This window comes from Paracoccaceae bacterium, from assembly GCA_033344815.1.
In the GTDB taxonomy this organism is placed as follows: Bacteria; Pseudomonadota; Alphaproteobacteria; order Rhodobacterales; family Rhodobacteraceae; genus Roseobacter.
In genome coordinates this window covers 1,784,592-1,804,179 of record JAWPMR010000001.1, presented here as the reverse complement: position 1 = coordinate 1,804,179, position 19,588 = coordinate 1,784,592, and the positions used below count along the sequence as shown (strand labels likewise).

Below are 19,588 nucleotides of genomic sequence, written 5' to 3'. Positions count from 1 at the left end.
GCGGCCCCCATGTCTGATACATTACCCCCCCCTAAATCGTTTCAGGACATCATCCTGAGATTGCAATCTTATTGGGCCGCCAGGGGATGTGCGATCCTGCAGCCCTATGATATGGAAGTGGGCGCTGGCACCTTTCATCCTGCGACAACGTTGCGATCGCTGGGCGACAAGCCTTGGTCGGCGGCCTATGTGCAACCCTGCCGACGGCCGACGGATGGGCGCTATGGCGAAAATCCCAATCGATTGCAGCACTATTACCAGTTTCAAGTGCTGATCAAGCCAAGCCCCCCGGATTTGCAGGACCTATACCTCGGATCACTTCGGGCCATTGGCGTTGACATGTCGATGCACGACATTCGATTTGTTGAGGATGACTGGGAAAGTCCAACTTTGGGTGCGTGGGGCCTTGGGTGGGAAGTCTGGTGCGATGGCATGGAGGTCAGCCAGTTCACCTATTTCCAACAGGTCGGCGGGCATGATTGCCACCCGGTTTCGGGCGAATTGACGTATGGGTTGGAGCGATTGGCCATGTATATTCTCGGCGTAGATCACGTCATGGACATGCCCTTCAACGATCCGCAAACGCCAATCGCGCTGACGTATGGTGATATCTTCAAACAGACCGAAGAAGAATATGCGCGCTGGAATTTTGATACCGCGGATACGTCCGTTCTATTGCGCCATTTCGAAGAAGCCGAACAGCATTGCAGCGAAATTCTGGACACGCCACATGAGGATCCCAAGACCGGAAAACGGATCGTTATGGCTCACCCGGCTTATGATCAGTGCATCAAGGCCAGTCACATTTTCAATCTACTGGATGCGCGCGGTGTGATCTCCGTCACCGAGCGACAGGCCTATATTGGGCGGGTGCGGGCGTTGGCCAAAAGATGCGCGGATGCCTTTGTGCAAACACGTGCCGGAGGCTGGACACCGGAAAACGCGGCATGAACGGAAAAATCGTTGGCATTGCGATACTGACGTCGGCGGCAATTGCCGGCGTCGCGCTCTATTACTTGCAGGTCTATGGGTTTTACCAAGAGGCCACTTCTGCGCTGCCTGAAGTGCAACTCGTGTCACTCACCTCAAATCAGCCCGAAACGATTTTAGCGCAGGGTATTCAGGCGATTGACGCCGACAGTTCACCCATACGGTTCCGGGCTTGTTTTGAAACCTCCTCCAGCCTGGCGATGCTGAGCGAAACATATGTTGGCCTCGAAAGTGCAACACCGCGCAATGCACCGGGGTGGTTTGATTGTTTTGACGCTGCCGCAATCGCTGACGATTTGGCGAGCGGTCGGGCTTTACCTTTTTTGGGTCAGAAAAACGTGGAGTTCGGGGTCGATCGAATTGTCGCTATCTCCGAGGACGGGCGCGGTTACATCTGGCACGAACTCAATGATTGTGGCGAAAAAGCTTACGACGGAACGATTGTGGGCGAAGAATGCCCAAGACTGGATGAAAACTGATGCCTGATCTTTTGATCGAACTTTTTTCCGAAGAAATCCCAGCGCGCATGCAACGCCGCGCGGCTCAGGACCTTAAAAAGCTGATGACCAATGGCATGGTCGATGCCGGATTGACCTACGCCTCCGCAGCAGAGTTTTCCACGCCGCGTCGCCTGACCGTAACCATAGAAGACGTTCTTGCCGCCAGCCCAACCACAATCGAGGAGCGCAAAGGCCCCCGTGCCGATGCACCTGATAAGGCCATCGAAGGATTTTTGCGCGGCGCAGGCCTCACGCGGGATCAACTGGAGCAACGCGACACACCAAAAGGCGCCGTCTTTTTTGCGAAGATCGAAAAACAAGGGCGTCCTGCCGCTGATATTATCGCTGAAGTTCTTGAGGCCACCATTCGGAACTTCCCATGGCCAAAATCCATGCGCTGGGAAACTGGCGGTTTGCGTTGGGTGCGACCCCTCCATTCGATCCTGTGTGTGTTGAATGACGAAGCGGGCACTGAAATTGTGCCACTCGAAGTTGACGGAATTACTGCAAACGACACGACGAAGGGGCACCGCTTCCTGGCGCATGACAGTTTCTCGGTTACTTCTTTTGAGGACTACGCTGCGAAACTGAAACGCGCTTACGTCGTTCTCGACCCGGAGGAAAGGGCGCGGTCTATCTGGCATGATGCAACCAATATGGCCTTCGCTAGTGGATATGAGGTGGTCGAGGATCCCGGCCTTTTGGCCGAAGTTGCCGGACTTGTGGAATGGCCCGTGGTTCTGATGGGCGAAATTGGCCAAGATTTCCTTGGCTTGCCGCCAGAAGTTCTCCAAACATCGATGAAAGAGCATCAGAAGTTTTTCTCAGTACGTCATCCGAAATCGGGTCGTATTGAACGTTTCATCACAGTCGCGAACATAGAGACCGCAGACAATGGATCTACCATTTTGGCGGGCAACGAGAAAGTTCTGTCGGCCCGTTTGGCAGACGCCAAGTTCTTTTGGGACAATGACTTGCGAGTCGCTCAGAATGACATGAACACCTGGCTACAAAGTCTTGAAAATGTGACGTTCCATAACAAGCTGGGCACCCAAGCCGAGCTGATTGAACGCATGATGGCACTGTCGCGTGAACTGGCTCCGCTTGTTGGTGCTGATCCGGATGAAGCCGAAGAAGCCGCGCGTTTGGCCAAGGCAGATCTTTCTTCTGAAATGGTCTATGAATTCCCTGAACTTCAAGGGCTTATGGGGCGGTATTACATTAAAGCTTCAGGTCGCTCTGATGCAGTGGCGGCGGCGGCTCAGGAACACTACGCCCCACTTGGTCCTTCAGATGATGTACCGACCGCCCCGGTGTCTATCGCCGTCGCTTTGGCAGAAAAAATCGATAAGTTGACAGGGTTCTGGGCGATTGATGAGAAACCCACTGGCAGCAAAGACCCGTACGCGCTGCGGCGCGCTGCTCTGGGAGCCATTCGAATTGTTTTGGAAAATGATCTTTCACTGGCGTTTGACGGCGTCTTTTCCAAGAGTGCCGAAGTTGTCGGCGGGAAAGAACGTGATGGCGGTAAGGGTTACGCAGATACCAGTGAAATTCGTTCTTTTCTCCACGACCGCCTCAAGGTCTATCTCCGGGACCAAGGCATTCGCCATGATATCATCGACGCTTGCATCGCGATGCCGGGCAATGACGACCTGACGCTGCTGGCAAAGCGTGCGACCGCTCTATCGGAAGTACTGGCAACAGATGATGGTGAAAACCTCCTTCAGGCCTTCAAGCGCGCGAATAACATTCTGATGCAAGCCGAGGCCGCAGACGGCGTGGAATACTCCTATGGTGCCGATGTAAAATACGCCGAAACCGATGAGGAGCGCGCTTTGTTTGCAGCCCTCGACGCGGCTGAGGCGAAAATCAAACCCGCAATGGATGCATTGGATTTTGCAACTGCAATGTCGTCAATGGCCGCCCTGCGCGAGCCGTTGGATGCATTCTTTACCGCCGTGCAAGTCAATTCGGACAATAGCACCATTCGACGCAACCGCCTGAACCTGCTGAGCCAAATCAAAAAGCTTTGTGGGTCGGTGGCCGATCTGACACTCATCGACGGATGAATTGCGACTGATCGTAAGCATTTCTAGGTACTTGTCAGTGCAGGTTAACACCCTATGCTGCGGCCATACAAATTGGGTGCCGCAGTGCAGAATAATCCACATACCACACTTGTAACGCCAAAAGCGCCGATTACGGCGGAAACACATGGGGGTCGGGCAAAATGCTTGCAGCGGCTGGTCCGGTTGGAGTTGCCCGTCCCGCGGACCGTTGCGTTGTCCTTTGACGCTGTCAAACGCATTGCAAAAGGCGAGTTGCCCGATATCCCGGCAATCGTGTCGCAATTCCCGGACGGGGCCTTGCTTTGTGTGCGGCCCTCCTCGGAAGACCCGGACTGGGGTGGTCCCGGCGCCGTTTTGAATATCGGTATGAATGAACGCCGCTTTGAAGCACTTAAAGAGCGGCTTGGCGAAACAGCGGCGCGGGCAATTTTTACCCGTTTCGTGCAGTCTTATGCGGTTGATGTCGCGCGCCTTGACCCGGATGTTTTTGAAGATGTGCATGGCGAAGGGCGCGAAGGTTTGAGCGAAGCGTTGCGCGCTTATGAAAACGATCTCGAAGAGCCTTTTCCCGAAGACCCCTCAGAGCAATTGGCGGCGGTGTTGAAATCCATGGCGCGCGCGTGGGATGGAACCTCCGCGCGGTTGTTGCGGCAAGCCAAAGGCGCGCCAGCAGACGCAGGGCTGGGGCTGGTGGTGCAGGAAATGGCGCTCGGCCTTGGTCAGGGAGAATGCGGATCCGGCGTCTTACAACTGGTGAACAGTGACACCGGGCTGCCGCAGATTACAGGCCGATATCTCAGTCAAAGTCAGGGGCGCGATGCCCTTGAGGGGGATGCCGCCGCCTTGTATCTCAGCTGTGATCCTCGAGGCGCTTCTCTGGAAGAATTGGCACCAGATGCCTTTCAGGATCTGAAAGCGCATGCGGCGCTGATGCGGGTCAAGTTGCGCGAAGAGATGCAGGTTGAATTTGCCATCGAAAACGGGGCCCTGCACATCCTTGATGGTGTTCGGGTTGCAAGATCCAGTCAGGCCGCGGTTCGGATTGCGGTACAACTGGCCGATGATCAGGTCATTCCGCGCGCGGAGGCGTTGATGCGCATTCAGCCGCGCACTTTGTCTGAGCTACTTCACCGGCAGGTGAGCCCGGATGCCCGGCGCGATGTCATTGGGCGTGGAATTGCGGCAAGCCCAGGGGCTGCAGCAGGGCAAATCGTCTTTACAGCCGCCGAAGCACAGGCAAGCGCCGCGCGGGGTGATCCTTGTATTCTGGTGCGTCGCGAAACTTCGCCTGAAGACATCAGAGGGATGCATGCCGCGCAAGCCGTATTGACCGAGCGGGGCGGCATCACCAGCCATGCCGCGGTCATTGGACGCGGGATTGGTCTGCCCTGTGTGGTGGGTGCTTCGAATATGAGATTCAACCGTAGCAAAAACCAATTGGTCACAAAAGATGGCCGCGTCTTTACGACGGGAGAAGTCATAACCGTTGACGGCACCAGCGGCGAAGTACTTGCCGGCGCGCCGGAGATGCGCGAAGCCGCTTTGGATGAGAGCTTTCAGAAGTTGATGGAGTGGTCTACCGAGTTTTGTGACATCGGCATTCGTGCAAACGCGGATACGCCAGCAGACGCACAGACCGCGCGTAACTTTAATGCGCAGGGGATCGGACTGTGTCGAACCGAGCACATGTTTTTCGAAGCGGGCCGACTGACTGTCATGCGCGAAATGATATTTGCTGAAACATCGCAGGACCGCCGCGCTGTTCTTGAGCGATTGTTGCCCATGCAACGCGCAGATTTCACACAGCTTTTCCGGATTATGGAAGGGCAGCCGGTCTGCATCCGTCTGTTTGATCCACCTTTGCACGAATTCCTGCCAACAGACCGCGTTGGGCAGCGCGAATTGGCCGAAGCACTGGATCTGCCCTTGTCGGATGTATCCCGGCGGATCGAAGCGATGTCTGAGTATAACCCGATGCTGGGTTTGCGCGGTGTGCGTCTTGGCGTGACTGTGCCGGAAATCTATGAAATGCAGGCACGGGCCATTTTTGAAGCCACAATCGAGATCAGCAGGCATGGCACCGCCGTTGTGCCTGAGATCATGATCCCACTTGTTTCTGCCCGGCGCGAGGTTGAACTGGTAAAGACCTCGATTGATGGTATTGCGGCGGCGGTTCGCACTGAAATGGGTGAAGAGTTCGATTATCGGTTGGGCGTGATGGTGGAAACGCCACGTGCGGCGCTAAGGGCTGCTGAAATTGCACCGCATTGCGCTTTTTTAAGTTTCGGAACTAACGATCTGACACAAATGGCTTACGGATTGTCGCGCGATGATGCCGGGCGTTTCATGTCAGACTACGTTCAACAGGGAGTCTTCCCGGAAGATCCATTTCACGTCTTGGACAAGGACGGTGTGGGAGAGTTGTTGAAAGTTGGAGCAGAAAGAGGGCGCTCCGCGCAGCCTGACGTCACTTTGTCCATTTGCGGTGAACATGGCGGTAATCCCGAATCAATTGCCTTCTGCCGAGATGCGGGTTTCGACTATGTGTCCTGCTCACCCTTCCGCGTCCCAGTGGCGCGACTAGCTGCCGCACAATTGGCGATAGGCATCAACATGTAGCGGATTCTGAATTATATGAATCTATATATAGCGGTTTCACGGATGACGTGTTGAGCGGTTGCCTGCCGATGTTAACCATGCCGGAACGCGTAAACTTTACGTCAACTTTTTTAGTGGGTAGAGCACGGCCAAGAATTTGACTTGGGGGACGCAGTCGTGCGTATTATCTGCAAAGCGATTTTTTCGCTGTCTTTAGGCCTGTTTTTGAGTGCTTTTGTCGCTGATACCGCGACAGCACGCCAAGGCGAGCGTCAAAACAGCGATTCTGGATCCATCGTCGAAAAGCGCAAGCTAGACAAAAATGGATCAGCCAAATCGGCGCCTACTTTGGAGTTTTCAAAGTCGTGGATTGATCGGCAGCCTTCACCGCAGGGCGGCGATGAGTGGCGCTGTCTCGCGGAAGCACTCTATTTCGAAGCGCGTGGGGAAACCGTCAAAGGGCAATTTGCGGTGGCAGAAGTGATCCTGAACCGCGTGCAATCCGGGCGGTTTCCAAGTTCGGCGTGTGGCGTGATTCATCAAGGTACCGGTAAGAAATACCAGTGCCAGTTCACCTATACATGTGATGGACAAAAAGAGATTATTGCGGAGCCGCGAGCCTTTGAACGGGTGTCCAAAGTGGCGCGCGCGGCGTTGGATGGGGTCGCTCCGGACCTCACCGAAGGCGCAACTCATTACCATACAACTGCCGTGAAACCTCGGTGGAGCAAAGTCTACACCAAAACTGCTGCTATCGGTGTTCACGTATTTTACCGACATACGTGGAGAACAGCGAGCAATTGACGCTTTCGGTACTTTGCGCGCGCTGCGGATGGCTGTAAACGGAACGCGCCCTCCATAGAGATGCGCGCCCATTTCGACAGAAAGTCCAGCCCATGAGCTCCGAAATCAGACTTGCCTTCGCGCATCCCAGCGAAAGATCGCAGGCCACTGCGGGAACAGATCAGCTAGATCGAATTTCCTTGCGGGATCATATTGTCGAAGTAGAAATTGGCGCGTTTCAAGCCGAGCGCGGAGTCACGCAGCGGATTTGTTTCAATATTGTTGTTGAAGTGCAGCCCTTGACTGGACCTATAGACGACGATGTGGACCGCATCCTGAGCTATGACAAAGTCACGGAATCCATTGCATCCGAACTTTCTGAGGAGCGCTTGAACCTTCTGGAAACGCTTGCGGAACGCGTGGCAGAGCGGATTCTTCTGGAACCTCAAGCCAAGCGTGCTTTTGTGCGGATTGAAAAACTGGACCGTGGACCCGGTGCTTTGGGCGTCGAGATCGTGCGGGCACGTGGGGGATCTGTTGTCACACCGCTGCAAGAAGATTCCGCACCTCAGCCAGAATTGATTTATTTGAGTAATGCAGCAATCAGGTCTCGGTTTCTCAAGGGTTGGATTGACCAGTTGGAAACGACGGGCAGACCATTGATTTTCTGCGTCGGTGCGTCCGATACGTCGGCACCCCAGATTGATCACAAAATGGCGCAGCGTCGGATTGATCTGCTGGCGATCGAACAAAATGCGTGGGTTCTCGCGTCAAAGGATGATCGTTGCGTTGTCGTAAATACGCGCACGGAGCTCGACTGGGCCATGAAGAACGGGCAATCCTGTGTCTGGGCCCCGTCAAAGATTGTATTGGATGCGGTCGATGGACCCTCCGCACAACCGCGTGATGCGGTTGCTCTGGCGGCCTGGTTTGCCGCGACCTTTGAAGCGAGCGAAATGCTGGTGATCGGCGCAGACTTGCCGCAAAGCGCTTCTGTGCCGTTACGGTCGGTTTCAGCTCAGGACGAAAACCTGTAGGCGATGACTGCGTATTTTCGCCCGATTGTTCAAGTTGATACAGCCCGCCCCGCTCACGCTTTGACCCTTGCGGGTGGGAGGGGGTGGTTCACTGACATCGAAATTCTATCCCGTTCTGCGGTGCCCGTTACAGTATCTGCCGCCGATCTGGATCCGGCAGATATCTCGTCACTGATCGAACCACGCGCTGACATTGCCGGGATAAAGATGCACAGACCACGCATTATGGGGATTCTGAACATCACCCCTGATAGTTTTTCAGACGGCGGTAAACACAATTCGGAAGAAGCTGCCGTGTCGGGCGCACTGAAAATGCGCACTGCCGATGTTTTGGATGTTGGTGGTGAGTCGACACGCCCCGGTGCCGCTTTCATATCCGCAGATCAGGAAATCGAACGAACTGTGCCGGTCATCAAGGCCTTGAGAGCTGCGGGTATCAACCAAACCATTTCAATAGACACGCGCAAGTCTGCTGTCGCCGCGGCCGCATTGGAGGCCGGTGCCAACCTGGTGAACGATGTATCTGGTTTCACCTTCGATAAGGACCTCGCGCCGCTGTGCGCTGCGCAGTCCATACCAGTCTGCGTGATGCATGCGCAGGGTGACCCAGCAACCATGCAACAAGATCCGCAGTACGAAGACGTCGTTTTGGACGTATTCGATTTTCTGAAAAAACAGATAGCCAGTCTTGTTGCTCAAGGCATCCCCAAAGCTCGGATTATCGCTGACCCCGGCATTGGTTTCGGCAAAACGTTAGATCACAATCTGGCGCTTCTCGCGAGATTGTCATTGTTTCATGGGCTGGGTGTGCCGATCTTGCTGGGGGCGTCGCGTAAAAAGTTCATAGGTACAATTGGCAAAGCCGAAGCTGCGCAGGACCGCATGCCCGGATCTTTGAGCATAGCCCTCGCGGCTTTGAAACATGGGACACAATTTGTGCGGGTGCATGACGTGCCAGAAACCGCTCAGGCCATTGCGCTTTGGCGTGCGGCCATGGCAGGTTGCGCGGATGGATAAACTCTTTGGCACAGATGGCGTGCGCGGCACGGCTAATATACACCCAATGACCGCTGATATGGCGCTGCAAATTGGAGCAGCCGTCGGGCGCTATTTCAGTCGGGACCGCTCCAGCGTGCACCGCGTGGTCATTGGGAAGGACACCCGCCTTTCCGGCTACATGTTTGAGAATGCCCTCACGGCAGGGCTCACATCGACCGGAATGAACGTGCTCTTGCTTGGACCCGTGCCCACGCCGGCTGTCGGCTTGTTGACACGTTCAATGCGCGCCGATCTTGGCGTGATGATCTCGGCCAGCCATAACCCCGCCGAGGATAACGGGATCAAATTTTTCGGGCCCGACGGGTTCAAGCTTTCTGATCAGATGGAAGCGGATATCGAAGGACTGATTGCGACAGGTGTTGCGCCTATTGAGGCTAAACACATCGGGCGGGCCAAGCGTATCGATGACGGGCGTTTTCGCTATATTGAACGCGTGAAGTCATCGTTTCCACGCCAGATGCGTCTGGATGGGCTCAAGGTGGTTGTGGATTGCGCAAACGGGGCAGCGTATCGCGTTGCACCTGAGGCACTTTGGGAGCTTGGGGCTACGGTTATCCCGGTGGGTGTGGGGCCAAATGGTCAGAACATCAACAAGGGGTGCGGGTCGACGCATCCACAACTTGCGGCCGAAACAGTCGTTGCACATGGCGCTGACGTGGCCATTTGCCTTGATGGCGATGCGGACCGGGTGATCTTGCTGGATGAAAACGGCAAGATCGGAGACGGCGATCAGTTCATGGCGTTGATGGCCGAAAGGTGGGCCGCTGAAGGCAAGCTGGCGAACAACGCACTCGTCGCGACAGTGATGTCCAATCTTGGCCTTGAGCATTTTCTTGCTGGCAAGGGTGTGCGACTGGAACGCACCGCGGTGGGTGACAGGTATGTCGTCGAGCGCATGCGTTCGGGCAATTACAACCTCGGCGGTGAGCAGTCCGGGCATATCGTGATGTCTGATTATGCAACCACGGGGGATGGGCTGATGGCGGGACTCCAATTCCTTGCGGAAATGGTACGGTCTGAAAAGCCTGCGAGTGCATTGCTGCACAATTTCGACGCCGTACCACAGATTCTTAAGAACGTGCGCTTTTCAGCTGGACAGACTCCGCTTGAAAGCATCCTTGTCAAAAAGGCGATTGCGCAGGCGGAAGCGGATCTTTCGGGTGCAGGCAGGCTGTTAATCCGAAAATCGGGAACCGAACCTCTGGTGCGCGTTATGGCAGAGCATGAAGATTCGGTGCTTATGGAGCGCGCGGTTGATAGTGTTGTTGAAGCGGTCGCGGATGCAGTGAGTAATTAGACGGGACGAAACAGGCGACGTATCGCACCATATTGGCTAATTCCGACGCCTGCCAAAATTAAAACCATGGCCCAGAGAAGCGACGTCGGAAGTGGTTCGCCCAGCAGGGCAGCGCCCAGAACGACCGACCAGATCGGGACCTGGTAATTGGTCAGGGACATAAAAACGGGTCCTGCAGTACGCACGACCTGAACCCGCAAAAGGTTCGCAGCGGCCGTCGGGATCAAGCCAAGCATAGCGACAACAAATAGTGTTTGGCGGTCGGGCAGGGGCGGAGGTCCTTCGATGATCACGGCAAGCGGAATAACGAGGGTCGCCCCGATCAACAGCAATACCGTCGATAGACCAATGGTGTCGACTGACGGCAACCTGCGCATCAATATCGAGGACATTGCATAGCAAGAAGCGGCGCCGAGACAGGCCAAACGGCCGGCGGGTTCCATGCGTGCTCCTGTTGTTTCAAAGGCTTGCGCTCCGATGAGCACACAAACACCAATGAAACCAATCACGAATCCAAGACCCTTGCGCGGCGTCAAACGTTCACCCGGTACAAGAAAGTGGGCAAGGGGTAAGACAATCAGTGCGACTGCCGCCATGGACACACCCGCAAATCCAGCCGTGACGAATTGTTGCCCCCACGCCAGAAGCATAAAGGGAATGGCAGAACTCAAGGCGCCGATCAGGGCGGTTTCGACCCATGTTCTTACGGGCGCGGTTTCATCAAACAGGCCAAACCCCATAAACGCCCAGACCGCGACCATCAGCGAAGCCGCAAAACCGATCCGACCTGCGGCAAGCCAAAACGGTGTCAGGCCTTGCAGGGCGATTTCGGTGACCAAAAACGTCCCGCCCCATGTCAGGCCCAGAATAGTGACCAAGAGCCAGCTTCTTGCCGTGATGTCTGGCGATGAGGTCATTGTCTTCTTTCATGAAAACGGGGCGGATCATCCCGCCCCGTTCATCATAGCGCTGCAACGCGCCGACGTGTTTCGATCTGTGTCGAAGTATCAGTTCTTTGCCTTGTCGACCATCTTTCCCGCCGAAATCCAAGGCATCATACCGCGCAAGGTTTCTCCAGTTGCTTCGATCTGGTGTTCGTCGTTGATACGGCGTGTACCCTTGAAGAATGGCTGACCGACCTGATTTTCCGCCATGAAATCCCGAACAAATTTGCCAGTTTGAATGTCGGTCAGTACGGCTTTCATCCGAGCCTTGGTCTCGTCATAAGGCAGGATGCGCGGTCCGGAGACATATTCGCCGTATTCCGCCGTATTCGAGATCGAGTAATTCATGTTGGCGATACCGCCTTCATAGATCAGATCCACGATCAGTTTCACTTCGTGAAGGCACTCGAAATAGGCCATTTCGGGCGCATAGCCTGCCTCAACCAGGGTTTCAAAACCCATCCGGATCAGCTCGACTAGGCCTCCGCATAGTACGGCCTGTTCGCCGAAAAGGTCGGTTTCGCATTCTTCGCGGAAATTGGTTTCGATGATGCCGGAGCGCCCACCGCCAATGGCAGAACAATAAGACAAGCCAATTTCCAGCGCTTTGCCAGAGCTGTCTTTATCCACCGCAACTAGGCAAGGCACGCCACCGCCCTTTGTGTATTCGCCGCGCACCGTATGGCCGGGCCCCTTGGGCGCCATCATCACGACATCAATCCCTGCCTTGGGTTCAATAAGGCCAAAATGGACGTTCAAACCATGGGCAAATGCAATTGCGGCGCCTTCGCGGATGTTGTCATGTACATATTTTTTGTAGGTTTCTGCCTGAAGCTCGTCTGGCATTGTGAACATGATCAGATCGGCCCATGCAGCGGCTTCTGCAATGCCCATAACTGTCAGGCCCTCACCTTCGGCTTTCGCCGCTGATGGCGAACCGTCGCGCAGCGCAACGACAAGATTTTTCGCCCCTGAGTCGCGCAGGTTCAACGCATGCGCGTGACCTTGGCTACCATAGCCAAGAATAGCGACTTTCATGTCTTTGATCAGGTTTACATCGCAATCGCGATCATAATAAACGCGCATATCGGTGGTCCTTTGAGTAGTTGAAATCTGAGGCGAAAATACATTGAATTACTGCGATTTCTATTCGCCATATGTTTATCTTTCGCCTGCATTGTGAAATAGTCATGCGTGTTATTGAAGATAAATGAGATTTTCATGCTTGATGATCTGGATCGACGCATATTAAGAAATTGGCAGTCCGATCCCGGTCTGACGCCTATCGAATTGGCAGAGCGGTGTGCGACAACCACTGGGAAGGCGGCGCGGCGGATCACACGGATGCAGGAAACTGGCGTGATTGCCGGTGTGCGTGCGGTGATCGACTGGACTGCGCTTGGCTATTCGGTTGAGGTGTCGCTGCGGGTCACCTTGGATAAGACGCAATCAAGTGCATTCGATGATTTCATCGAAGCGGCGCGCGGGGTTCCGGAAGTGACGGAAATTCAGACTTTTCTCGGCCGGGTTGATGTGCGTCTCAACATTATCGCGCGGGACATGGCGCATTATCAGGATATCTACCGCAAACGGATCCTGATCCTGCCGCATATTGCTGACATTGAGGCCCTTATGCAAATTGCCCAAATCAAAGCAGAGGAGATTTTGCCGCTATGATTGACCTGGATGATCTGGATCGCAGTTTGTTGAGCGCTTTGGCGCGGGATGCGAGTCAGAGTGCGGGCGCTCTGGGGCGCAATCTTGGCCTTTCTCAGCCTGCAACCTGGCGGCGTATTCGTAAATTGGAAAGTGCGGGTGTCCTCAAGGGTCGTCAATTGCGCCTGAATGCGGAGGCTTTGGGGTTTGGTGTGACGGTATTTCTGGGTATCAAACTCGCGACCAAAGGACGCGTCAGCCTGGAGGATTTTGAACGCGCTGTGAGCGCAATCCCGGAAGTGCAACGCGTTGAACACGTTCTGGGGATGTATGACTATCGTCTGCGGGTTGTCGCACGTGACCTGCCAGATTTCGAGCGTGTCCTCAGGCGGCGGATTATGACGCTGCCGGGCGTTGGCGAAGTTGAAGCCAATGTTCTGCTCAGTGAAGAACGCCGCGCCGGCCCGATTGGCTAAGGCAGGCTCCGTTTGTTTCCTGTAGGAACCAAGATATCTGCTGGATGCGCGCGCTCATAGAAAAGTAGACTTTGCCAACCACGCAATGACCCGATAGATCAGTATCAAACCTAGGGAGAATTCATCATGCCAGCATTGCTCGACACCGTGGATCCGTCAGGATTGGAAGAATTCTCGGTTGTTTTCACAGACCGTTCACTGAATTCAATGAGTGCTGCGTTTCAACAGGTTATGAACGACCTCTCCGAGATGCTCAAAGGCGTCTATTCAGCCGATGCAGTGGCAATAATTCCGGGCGGTGGTACCTTTGGAATGGAGGCCGTCGCACGTCAGTTTGCACGTGGCGCTGAAGTCCTGGTCGTGCGAAATGGTTGGTTTTCATACCGTTGGAGTCAGATTTTTGAAACTGGTGGGCTGACGTCAAATACGACTGTACTGAAAGCGCGCCAGACGGCCAATGACACGCCGTCGCCTTTTGCACCCGCCCCGATTGACGAGGTCGTCAAAGCGATTGGCGAACAAAAACCTGACGTGGTCTTTGCCCCACATGTAGAGACCAGCGCAGGTGTTATCCTGCCAGATGACTATATCACGGCAATGGCCAAAGCCGCCCATGAGGTAGGTGCGTTGATGGTATTGGATTGTATCGCATCGGGTTGCGCGTGGGTGAATATGCGCGCGCTTGGCGTTGATGTTCTGATTTCAGCCCCACAAAAAGGGTGGTCTGCTTCCCCCTCCGCCGGATTGGTGATGATGTCTGAGCGTGCCGAGCAAAGGCTGGCGGAAACACAGTCGGACAGCTTTGCAATTGATCTGGCCAAATGGCACAGCATCATGAAGGCCTATGAGAATGGCGGACATGCCTATCACGCGACGATGCCGACAGATGCCTTGCGTGCCTTTCGCGATACAATGTTTGAAACCAAAAACTATGGATTTCAGCGTCTGAAAGAAGCGCAGTGGCAATTGGGAGATTCGGTGCGCGCAATGCTGGCCGCAAAAGGCGTGACGTCGGTTGCCGCGGACGGGTTCGGCGCACCGGGCGTTGTCGTGAGTTACACGTCTGACCCCGATATCCAAAACGGCAAGAAATTTGTCGCTCAGGGCATGCAGATCGCTGCAGGAGTCCCGTTGCAATGCGACGAACCGGCTGATTTTCGAACCTTTCGTTTGGGACTTTTTGGCCTCGACAAACTTTATGATGTCGAAGGTACATTGGGCAGGCTGCAACGGGTGATGGATCAGCTTCTGTAAGGGCGGATTTATTTTACGCCCAACCCCATTTGCATGAGCGTTTTGCGCACCGGACCCATTGCATAAAGAGCATTCAGCGCTGTTGCACGGGCATCCCGGAGCAGCGGTGCGTTCACCCGGCTTGCACGGTTCAATAGGTCAATCCCCTGAATTCGAACGGAAATGTCGCTGTACCTTGCCTTGTGATACGCATCCAGCATGCGACGGTCTCCAAGGTCATCGGGGCGTTCGAGCGCCAGTTTTAAGAGCGTTGCGGTATCCGCAAGGCTCATGTTCAAACCTTGCGCTCCGATAGGTGGGACAACGTGTGCGGCCTCAGCGATCAAGGCGAGGCGCTCACCGGACAGTCGTGCGGCTTTCTGGGTGATGATGGGCCAGATCGAGCGGGGAGATACCAAGGTCAACGGCCCGAACAAGTGACAACTGCGCGCGGAGATTTCATCTTCAAATTCCGATACGTCCATCTCCATACGACCCTGTGACAAAGGGCCATCATCCATCCACACAATCGCTGATGACGGCATTCCATCCCGATCCGGCAAGGGCACCAGGGTAAAGGGGCCGCCAGTACGATGAATTTCGGTCGATACGTTCTCATGTGGAATCGGGTGTGTTACCGCAAACGCCAACGCTTTTTGGCCATAGCGTGTCGTTTGAACGTCGATCCCGGCAGTCTGCCGCATCGGAGATGCGCGACCGTCCGCCGCGATGACAAGCCGTGCGCGCACCTTGGATCCATCGCTCAGTCCAACACGTGCTTCGCGTTCGCGGGTGAACAAAGACGTCGTGGCGGTGCCCGGCATAAATGTAACATTGGGCAATTCATCAAGGCGCGTGACGATTTCACGACGTAACAGCCAATTTGGAAAATTCCATCCAAAAGGTAAGTCAGATACGTCCGCCGCATTGAAATCTTTTGTCAAACGCGGTTCGGCGGTCTCGCCTCCGGCGTCCACGATCCGCATGATCTGCAAGGGGGAAGCATGCGGTACGAGCTTGTCCCAAAGACCCGCCGCCTGCAAAACGCCTCGCGCGGGTTGCAACATGGCAGTGGACCGCATGTCCGCGCCTTTCGCCTCACGATCGGTAATCGGCGGCGCCGGATCAACGCAGACCACGTCAAAACCGGCGGCCCCGAATGCCGCAGCCGCCGTCAGACCAGCGATCCCGCCGCCTGAAACCAACACATCACATGTATTTTGGGGCATTCATCCTCCGCTTCCGTCGCGGTAGATTATGGTGCGTTATCGAGAATGGCCAGTAGAGCGCTAGCCCTTCGTGATCAGCAACAGAATCAAGAACATGACCGGAACCAACCCAACGGCCGGCAGGTACAAACCGGGCAGGCCAAAAGTCAGGGCGGCGCTCATCCACAAACTGACAAATCCGATGATGGCGAACCATACGTTGTTTTTGTCACCAAATAGCAAGTCTCTGGCGATCCATCCAAGTACCGGGATCTTGAAAAACATGCGCTGCCATAATGGCGGGGACGGGGGGTTTGTGGCGATGGTCATCTGCGTACTCCTCATTCCGACGTTCATTGTCAGATAGGCGTGCAAATGCTCTTTTACAGAGGCCTGATTGTCGCAGGCAAATCAAAGCAAGTTGTTTAAAAACCTACTTAAATCCTCTGTGTGGAAATGAATGTGCGCGCCCGTCCCACGTGTCTCAGCCACATGGACTGTGCGCATACCCATGTCATGGGGAACCTTAAGATTTCGTGCATCATCTTCGAACATCGCGGCGGTTTCCGGGCTCAGCCCGTCTTTGCGGAACACCGTGTCAAAGGCCGCACGATCGGGTTTGGGCAAGAAGTCTGCGTGTTCCACGCCGTATATTGCATCAAAAACACCACTCAAACCGCGCGCTGCCAAAACCCGTTCCGCATAAGGCGCACAACCATTCGTGTAGACGATACGGCGGCCTGGCAACTGCGTGATCTGGGCGGCCAGAACAGGGTCAGGTGCCAGACGGTCCATCGGAATATCATGTACGTCAGTCAGATAGGGGCCCGGATCGACATCATGTTCGCGCATCAGACCCGCCAGCGTTGTGCCGTGCTTGGCCCAATAGTATTTGCGCAACCTGTCCGCTTCTGCGTGATCAACGTCGAGCGTGTCCATGACATAAGACGTCATGCGCACTTCGATCAGATCAAAGAGCCGCGCAGAAGGTGGGTAGAGCGTGTGGTCCAGATCAAAGACCCATGTGCTGACGTCGGCGAAATGTTCTCTTGGCATGACGACTGTCTAGAACGTCAGGTCCTGGCGGGCAAGGTGATAGGGTTGCACGATGGTGCATCGCCTCGTTAAAGTGCGGGAACAATTTGAAAAAGTCAGGATCACAGATTTGCAAAAACCACAGCAGACAGATGCATATTCATTGATCCTCGACGCGATTGATCTTGGCGTTTACCGCCCCGGTGACAGGTTGGTTGAAAGCGAGTTGGCCGACCGCTTTGGAGTGTCGCGCACACCGATCCGCGAAGCGCTGCAACGTCTTGAAACGCAATCTCTTTTGGCGCGAGATGGACGTAGTCTGATCGTGGCCTCACTGGACCATAATCAGATGGCGGAGCTTTATGTGGTGCGCCGCGAGTTGGAGGGTCTGGCCGCGCGGTTGGCAGCACAGCACGCGACGCCAGAAGAGGTGCGCATCCTGCGCGAGATGGTGGAGGCAGACAATGCTTTGACCGATAATCCGGCGGCTCTGGCGCGTGCCAACCGGCGGTTTCACAAGCAAATTCATCTGGCATCACATAACCGCTATCTTGTCCAGCAACTGGACCTGGTACACCGCACAATGGCGCTGATGGCGACCACGTCGCTGGCGGCGGAGGGGCGCGGGGAGATCGCACAATCCGAGCATGATGCCATCGTTCGCACCATTGAAAACAAGGATGCCGAAGGCGCGGGAGACGCATTGCGCGACCACATTTCCGTGGCCTTCATGACCCGCCTAAAACAGGATGCGGCACGGCGCGAAGAAGAGGGCTAATCGACGTCGGGCTGGCGTGATACGCCATGCTGTGTTTTGTCCCAGTAAAACGGCGATCGCACCATTTCCCACAACGCCTTGTAGCTCGCGAGAGCGCCGAGAGTGAAATAGAACATCATCGTGGGAACAAAGAGCATCAGATGCCGGTGCGTCCGTCCAGACACAGCGAACAAACCCATGGCCATACTGAGCAGTTCAGAAAAGACAAAGAGGCCTATCAAAACCCAGATCGCAGAGACTCCCAGAGTGAGTTCAACCGGATGTGTTGCCCCGGCGAGCGTCAACCAGAAAGACCACAGTAACGGGGCGGCGGCAAACTGGGAAAACGATGCCAGAAAGATCGTTTGAAACCCCAGAAACTTTTTGAATCCAATATCTTGCAGGAGTTTCAGCGGGTGCCGCATGTGCACGAAATAGGTGATCATGAACCCTTTGAGCCAGCGCGAGCGTTGACGCACCCAAGGCCAGGCACGGCTGGTCGCCTCCTCATGAGTCACAGTGGGCAACAACTCCGTTACGAACCCGTGCCGCGCCAGCCGGACGCCCAAATCTGCGTCTTCAGTGACGTTATGGGCGTCCCATCCACCAAGTTGTTCCAAAGCGTCGCGGCGAAAGAATAATGTGGTGCCACCAAGCGGAATGATCAGACCCAGTTTGGCGATCCCGGGCAGGATGACCCGCCACCAGGTGGCATATTCAATGGTGAAGCAGCGTGATAACCAATTGGTGCGCGCGTTGTAATAATCCAGAATGCCCTGCAAACACACGACATTCTCCGGGGCTTCGTTGAATCGACTGACAACGCGCTCGATTTGATCCGCTTCTGGCCAATCCTCCGCATCCCAGACGCCGATGATGCTGCCCCGGCAAAAATCGAGGGCATAATTCAGAGCGCGCGGTTTCGTGGTCAAATCGCCTGCACCGGGCACCTCGATGACGCTCATCCAGTCGGGCAATTCCGTGCGCGCAATAGTGGCGCGTGTCGTCTCGTCGCCTTCTTCCAGGACCAGAACAACGTTGAGCAGTGATTTTGGATATGTCAGTCTGCTCAGCCGCTTGATCAAATGACTGGCGATCTCCTTTTCTTTGAGAAGCGGCACTAAAACAGAGACACGCGGCAGGCGAAACTTGACGGACTGCAGATCGAAATTGTCTTTCCTGACGGGCTTTTTCTGAGAGAGCTGCGCGGCGAAGGCGGCTGCTTTCATGCCGGTCGTCATCACCAGTGTCAGGACCGCCCAAAGGACCGCGAGAGTGAAGGTCCACAGGGGCGCCCAAAGCAAAGCCCCCAGCGTTAACAGGCAGATTGTTGATGCCCAGACAGACCGGTTCTGGCCGCTTGGACCCCAATTGCGGCAGCTTTCAACCTCGGGCACACGGACTTCCGCCTTTTGAGCCAGCTCTGCGCCGTAGAGCCGGTTGATATGCGACTGGATTTGCAACTCGTCCACGATCACCGGGAACAGCGACAGCCCCCGTCGCTTCATCGTTTGGCAAAGCGCTGCAAAATCCGCCGGGCTGCTGGTGGCCACGAGAATCCGCAAATCTTCCCGCTTCCACGGCACGACCCCGTGACGCAGACAAACTTCGGCGGGCAGGCAGGCGGCCATCTTGGCGGCCGGTGGGTCGAGGTCCAGATCGGCCCCCCGGGCGTGACACTGTGTTGCCAGTGCACTGAGCAGGTCGCGCTTGTCCAGCAGACCTTCAGACACCATGATCTCACCCAGCGGCGCGTCGATATGGCCCTGAATTTTCAACGCATGATCGAGATCGGTGGCCGCGATGTTACCTCGCTCCACCAGCATTCGCCCAATCGGTTCATATGTGATCGCGGGTGCTGCCAACTCCGGTTCGGGCACCGGGTCGGACACAACCAGCCGCAGGGTGTTCATTTGTGAATGCCTTGCTAAAATTCAACACAA

The 19,588-nt window shown here is 55.3% G+C and carries 18 protein-coding genes; 12 read left to right on the top strand and 6 right to left on the bottom strand.

The window, feature by feature from the left end; translation table 11 throughout:
- Positions 1-9: 9 nt before the first annotated feature.
- The 8 genes from R8G34_08375 (at position 10) to glmM (ending at position 10,336) form a co-directional block, all read left to right on the top strand.
- Positions 10-951, top strand: a complete 942-nt coding sequence (locus R8G34_08375) for a glycine--tRNA ligase subunit alpha (protein ID MDW3222882.1) — start codon at positions 10-12, stop codon at positions 949-951.
- On the top strand, positions 948-1,469 hold the full coding sequence (locus tag R8G34_08370; GenBank protein MDW3222881.1) for a DUF6446 family protein: 522 nt from the start codon (positions 948-950) through the stop codon (positions 1,467-1,469). Before R8G34_08375 ends, R8G34_08370 begins: the two co-directional genes overlap by 4 nt.
- On the top strand, positions 1,469-3,562 hold the full coding sequence (gene glyS, locus R8G34_08365) for a glycine--tRNA ligase subunit beta (GenBank protein ID MDW3222880.1): 2,094 nt from the start codon (positions 1,469-1,471) through the stop codon (positions 3,560-3,562). Before R8G34_08370 ends, glyS begins: the two co-directional genes overlap by 1 nt.
- Positions 3,563-3,616: 54 nt before the next feature.
- Positions 3,617-6,181 carry a putative PEP-binding protein gene (locus R8G34_08360; protein ID MDW3222879.1) on the top strand — a complete coding sequence of 855 codons (2,565 nt, stop codon included), beginning with the start codon at positions 3,617-3,619 and terminating at the stop codon, positions 6,179-6,181.
- 156 nt (positions 6,182-6,337) lie between these two features.
- Positions 6,338-6,964 (top strand): cell wall hydrolase, encoded by a 627-nt coding sequence (locus R8G34_08355; GenBank protein ID MDW3222878.1) that lies wholly within the window; start codon positions 6,338-6,340, stop codon positions 6,962-6,964.
- A gap of 92 nt (positions 6,965-7,056) precedes the next feature.
- Entirely contained in the window at positions 7,057-7,980 is a 924-nt protein-coding gene (locus R8G34_08350; GenBank protein MDW3222877.1) for a dihydroneopterin aldolase, read from the top strand.
- A 3-nt stretch (positions 7,981-7,983) separates the two neighbouring features.
- Positions 7,984-8,997 carry a dihydropteroate synthase gene (folP, locus tag R8G34_08345; GenBank protein MDW3222876.1) on the top strand — a complete coding sequence of 338 codons (1,014 nt, stop codon included), beginning with the start codon at positions 7,984-7,986 and terminating at the stop codon, positions 8,995-8,997.
- Entirely contained in the window at positions 8,990-10,336 is a 1,347-nt protein-coding gene (glmM, locus tag R8G34_08340) for a phosphoglucosamine mutase (GenBank protein ID MDW3222875.1), read from the top strand. Before folP ends, glmM begins: the two co-directional genes overlap by 8 nt.
- Here the strand turns inward: glmM and R8G34_08335 are convergent.
- Together R8G34_08335 and ilvC are read right to left on the bottom strand one after the other, a co-directional pair.
- On the bottom strand, positions 10,333-11,253 hold the full coding sequence (locus R8G34_08335) for a DMT family transporter (protein MDW3222874.1): 921 nt from the start codon (positions 11,251-11,253) through the stop codon (positions 10,333-10,335). The two genes, glmM and R8G34_08335, sit on opposite strands and share 4 nt — an antisense overlap.
- A 90-nt stretch (positions 11,254-11,343) precedes the next feature.
- Positions 11,344-12,366, bottom strand: a complete 1,023-nt coding sequence (gene ilvC, locus R8G34_08330) for a ketol-acid reductoisomerase (protein MDW3222873.1) — start codon at positions 12,364-12,366, stop codon at positions 11,344-11,346.
- 135 nt (positions 12,367-12,501) lie between these two features.
- Between ilvC and R8G34_08325 the strand changes: the two genes are divergently transcribed.
- From R8G34_08325 to R8G34_08315, 3 genes are all read left to right on the top strand, one after another.
- A complete protein-coding gene (locus tag R8G34_08325; protein ID MDW3222872.1) occupies positions 12,502-12,957 on the top strand; it encodes an Lrp/AsnC family transcriptional regulator in 456 nt (151 codons plus the stop codon).
- Positions 12,954-13,412 (top strand): Lrp/AsnC family transcriptional regulator, encoded by a 459-nt coding sequence (locus R8G34_08320; protein ID MDW3222871.1) that lies wholly within the window; start codon positions 12,954-12,956, stop codon positions 13,410-13,412. The genes R8G34_08325 and R8G34_08320 overlap by 4 nt, the downstream gene beginning before the upstream one ends.
- 126 nt (positions 13,413-13,538) lie before the next feature.
- The gene (locus R8G34_08315) at positions 13,539-14,666 is read left to right on the top strand and encodes an aminotransferase class V-fold PLP-dependent enzyme (GenBank protein ID MDW3222870.1); all 1,128 of its coding nucleotides are present in this window, start codon (positions 13,539-13,541) and stop codon (positions 14,664-14,666) included.
- An 8-nt stretch (positions 14,667-14,674) separates the two neighbouring features.
- On the opposite strand, the gene R8G34_08310 is transcribed toward R8G34_08315, so the two are convergent.
- From R8G34_08310 to R8G34_08300, 3 genes are all read right to left on the bottom strand, one after another.
- Positions 14,675-15,874, bottom strand: coding sequence for a UbiH/UbiF family hydroxylase (locus R8G34_08310; protein MDW3222869.1), 1,200 nt, complete (start codon positions 15,872-15,874; stop codon positions 14,675-14,677).
- 60 nt (positions 15,875-15,934) lie between these two features.
- Positions 15,935-16,183 carry a hypothetical protein gene (locus R8G34_08305; protein ID MDW3222868.1) on the bottom strand — a complete coding sequence of 83 codons (249 nt, stop codon included), beginning with the start codon at positions 16,181-16,183 and terminating at the stop codon, positions 15,935-15,937.
- An 81-nt stretch (positions 16,184-16,264) separates the two neighbouring features.
- A complete protein-coding gene (locus R8G34_08300) occupies positions 16,265-16,909 on the bottom strand; it encodes a pyrimidine 5'-nucleotidase (protein MDW3222867.1) in 645 nt (214 codons plus the stop codon).
- A gap of 109 nt (positions 16,910-17,018) precedes the next feature.
- On the opposite strand from R8G34_08300, the gene R8G34_08295 reads away from it, so the two are divergent.
- Positions 17,019-17,666 (top strand): GntR family transcriptional regulator, encoded by a 648-nt coding sequence (locus R8G34_08295; protein ID MDW3222866.1) that lies wholly within the window; start codon positions 17,019-17,021, stop codon positions 17,664-17,666.
- Here the strand turns inward: R8G34_08295 and R8G34_08290 are convergent.
- Positions 17,663-19,558 (bottom strand): glycosyltransferase family 2 protein, encoded by a 1,896-nt coding sequence (locus R8G34_08290; GenBank protein ID MDW3222865.1) that lies wholly within the window; start codon positions 19,556-19,558, stop codon positions 17,663-17,665. The genes R8G34_08295 and R8G34_08290 overlap by 4 nt on opposite strands.
- Between the last annotated feature and the right edge of the window lie 30 nt (positions 19,559-19,588).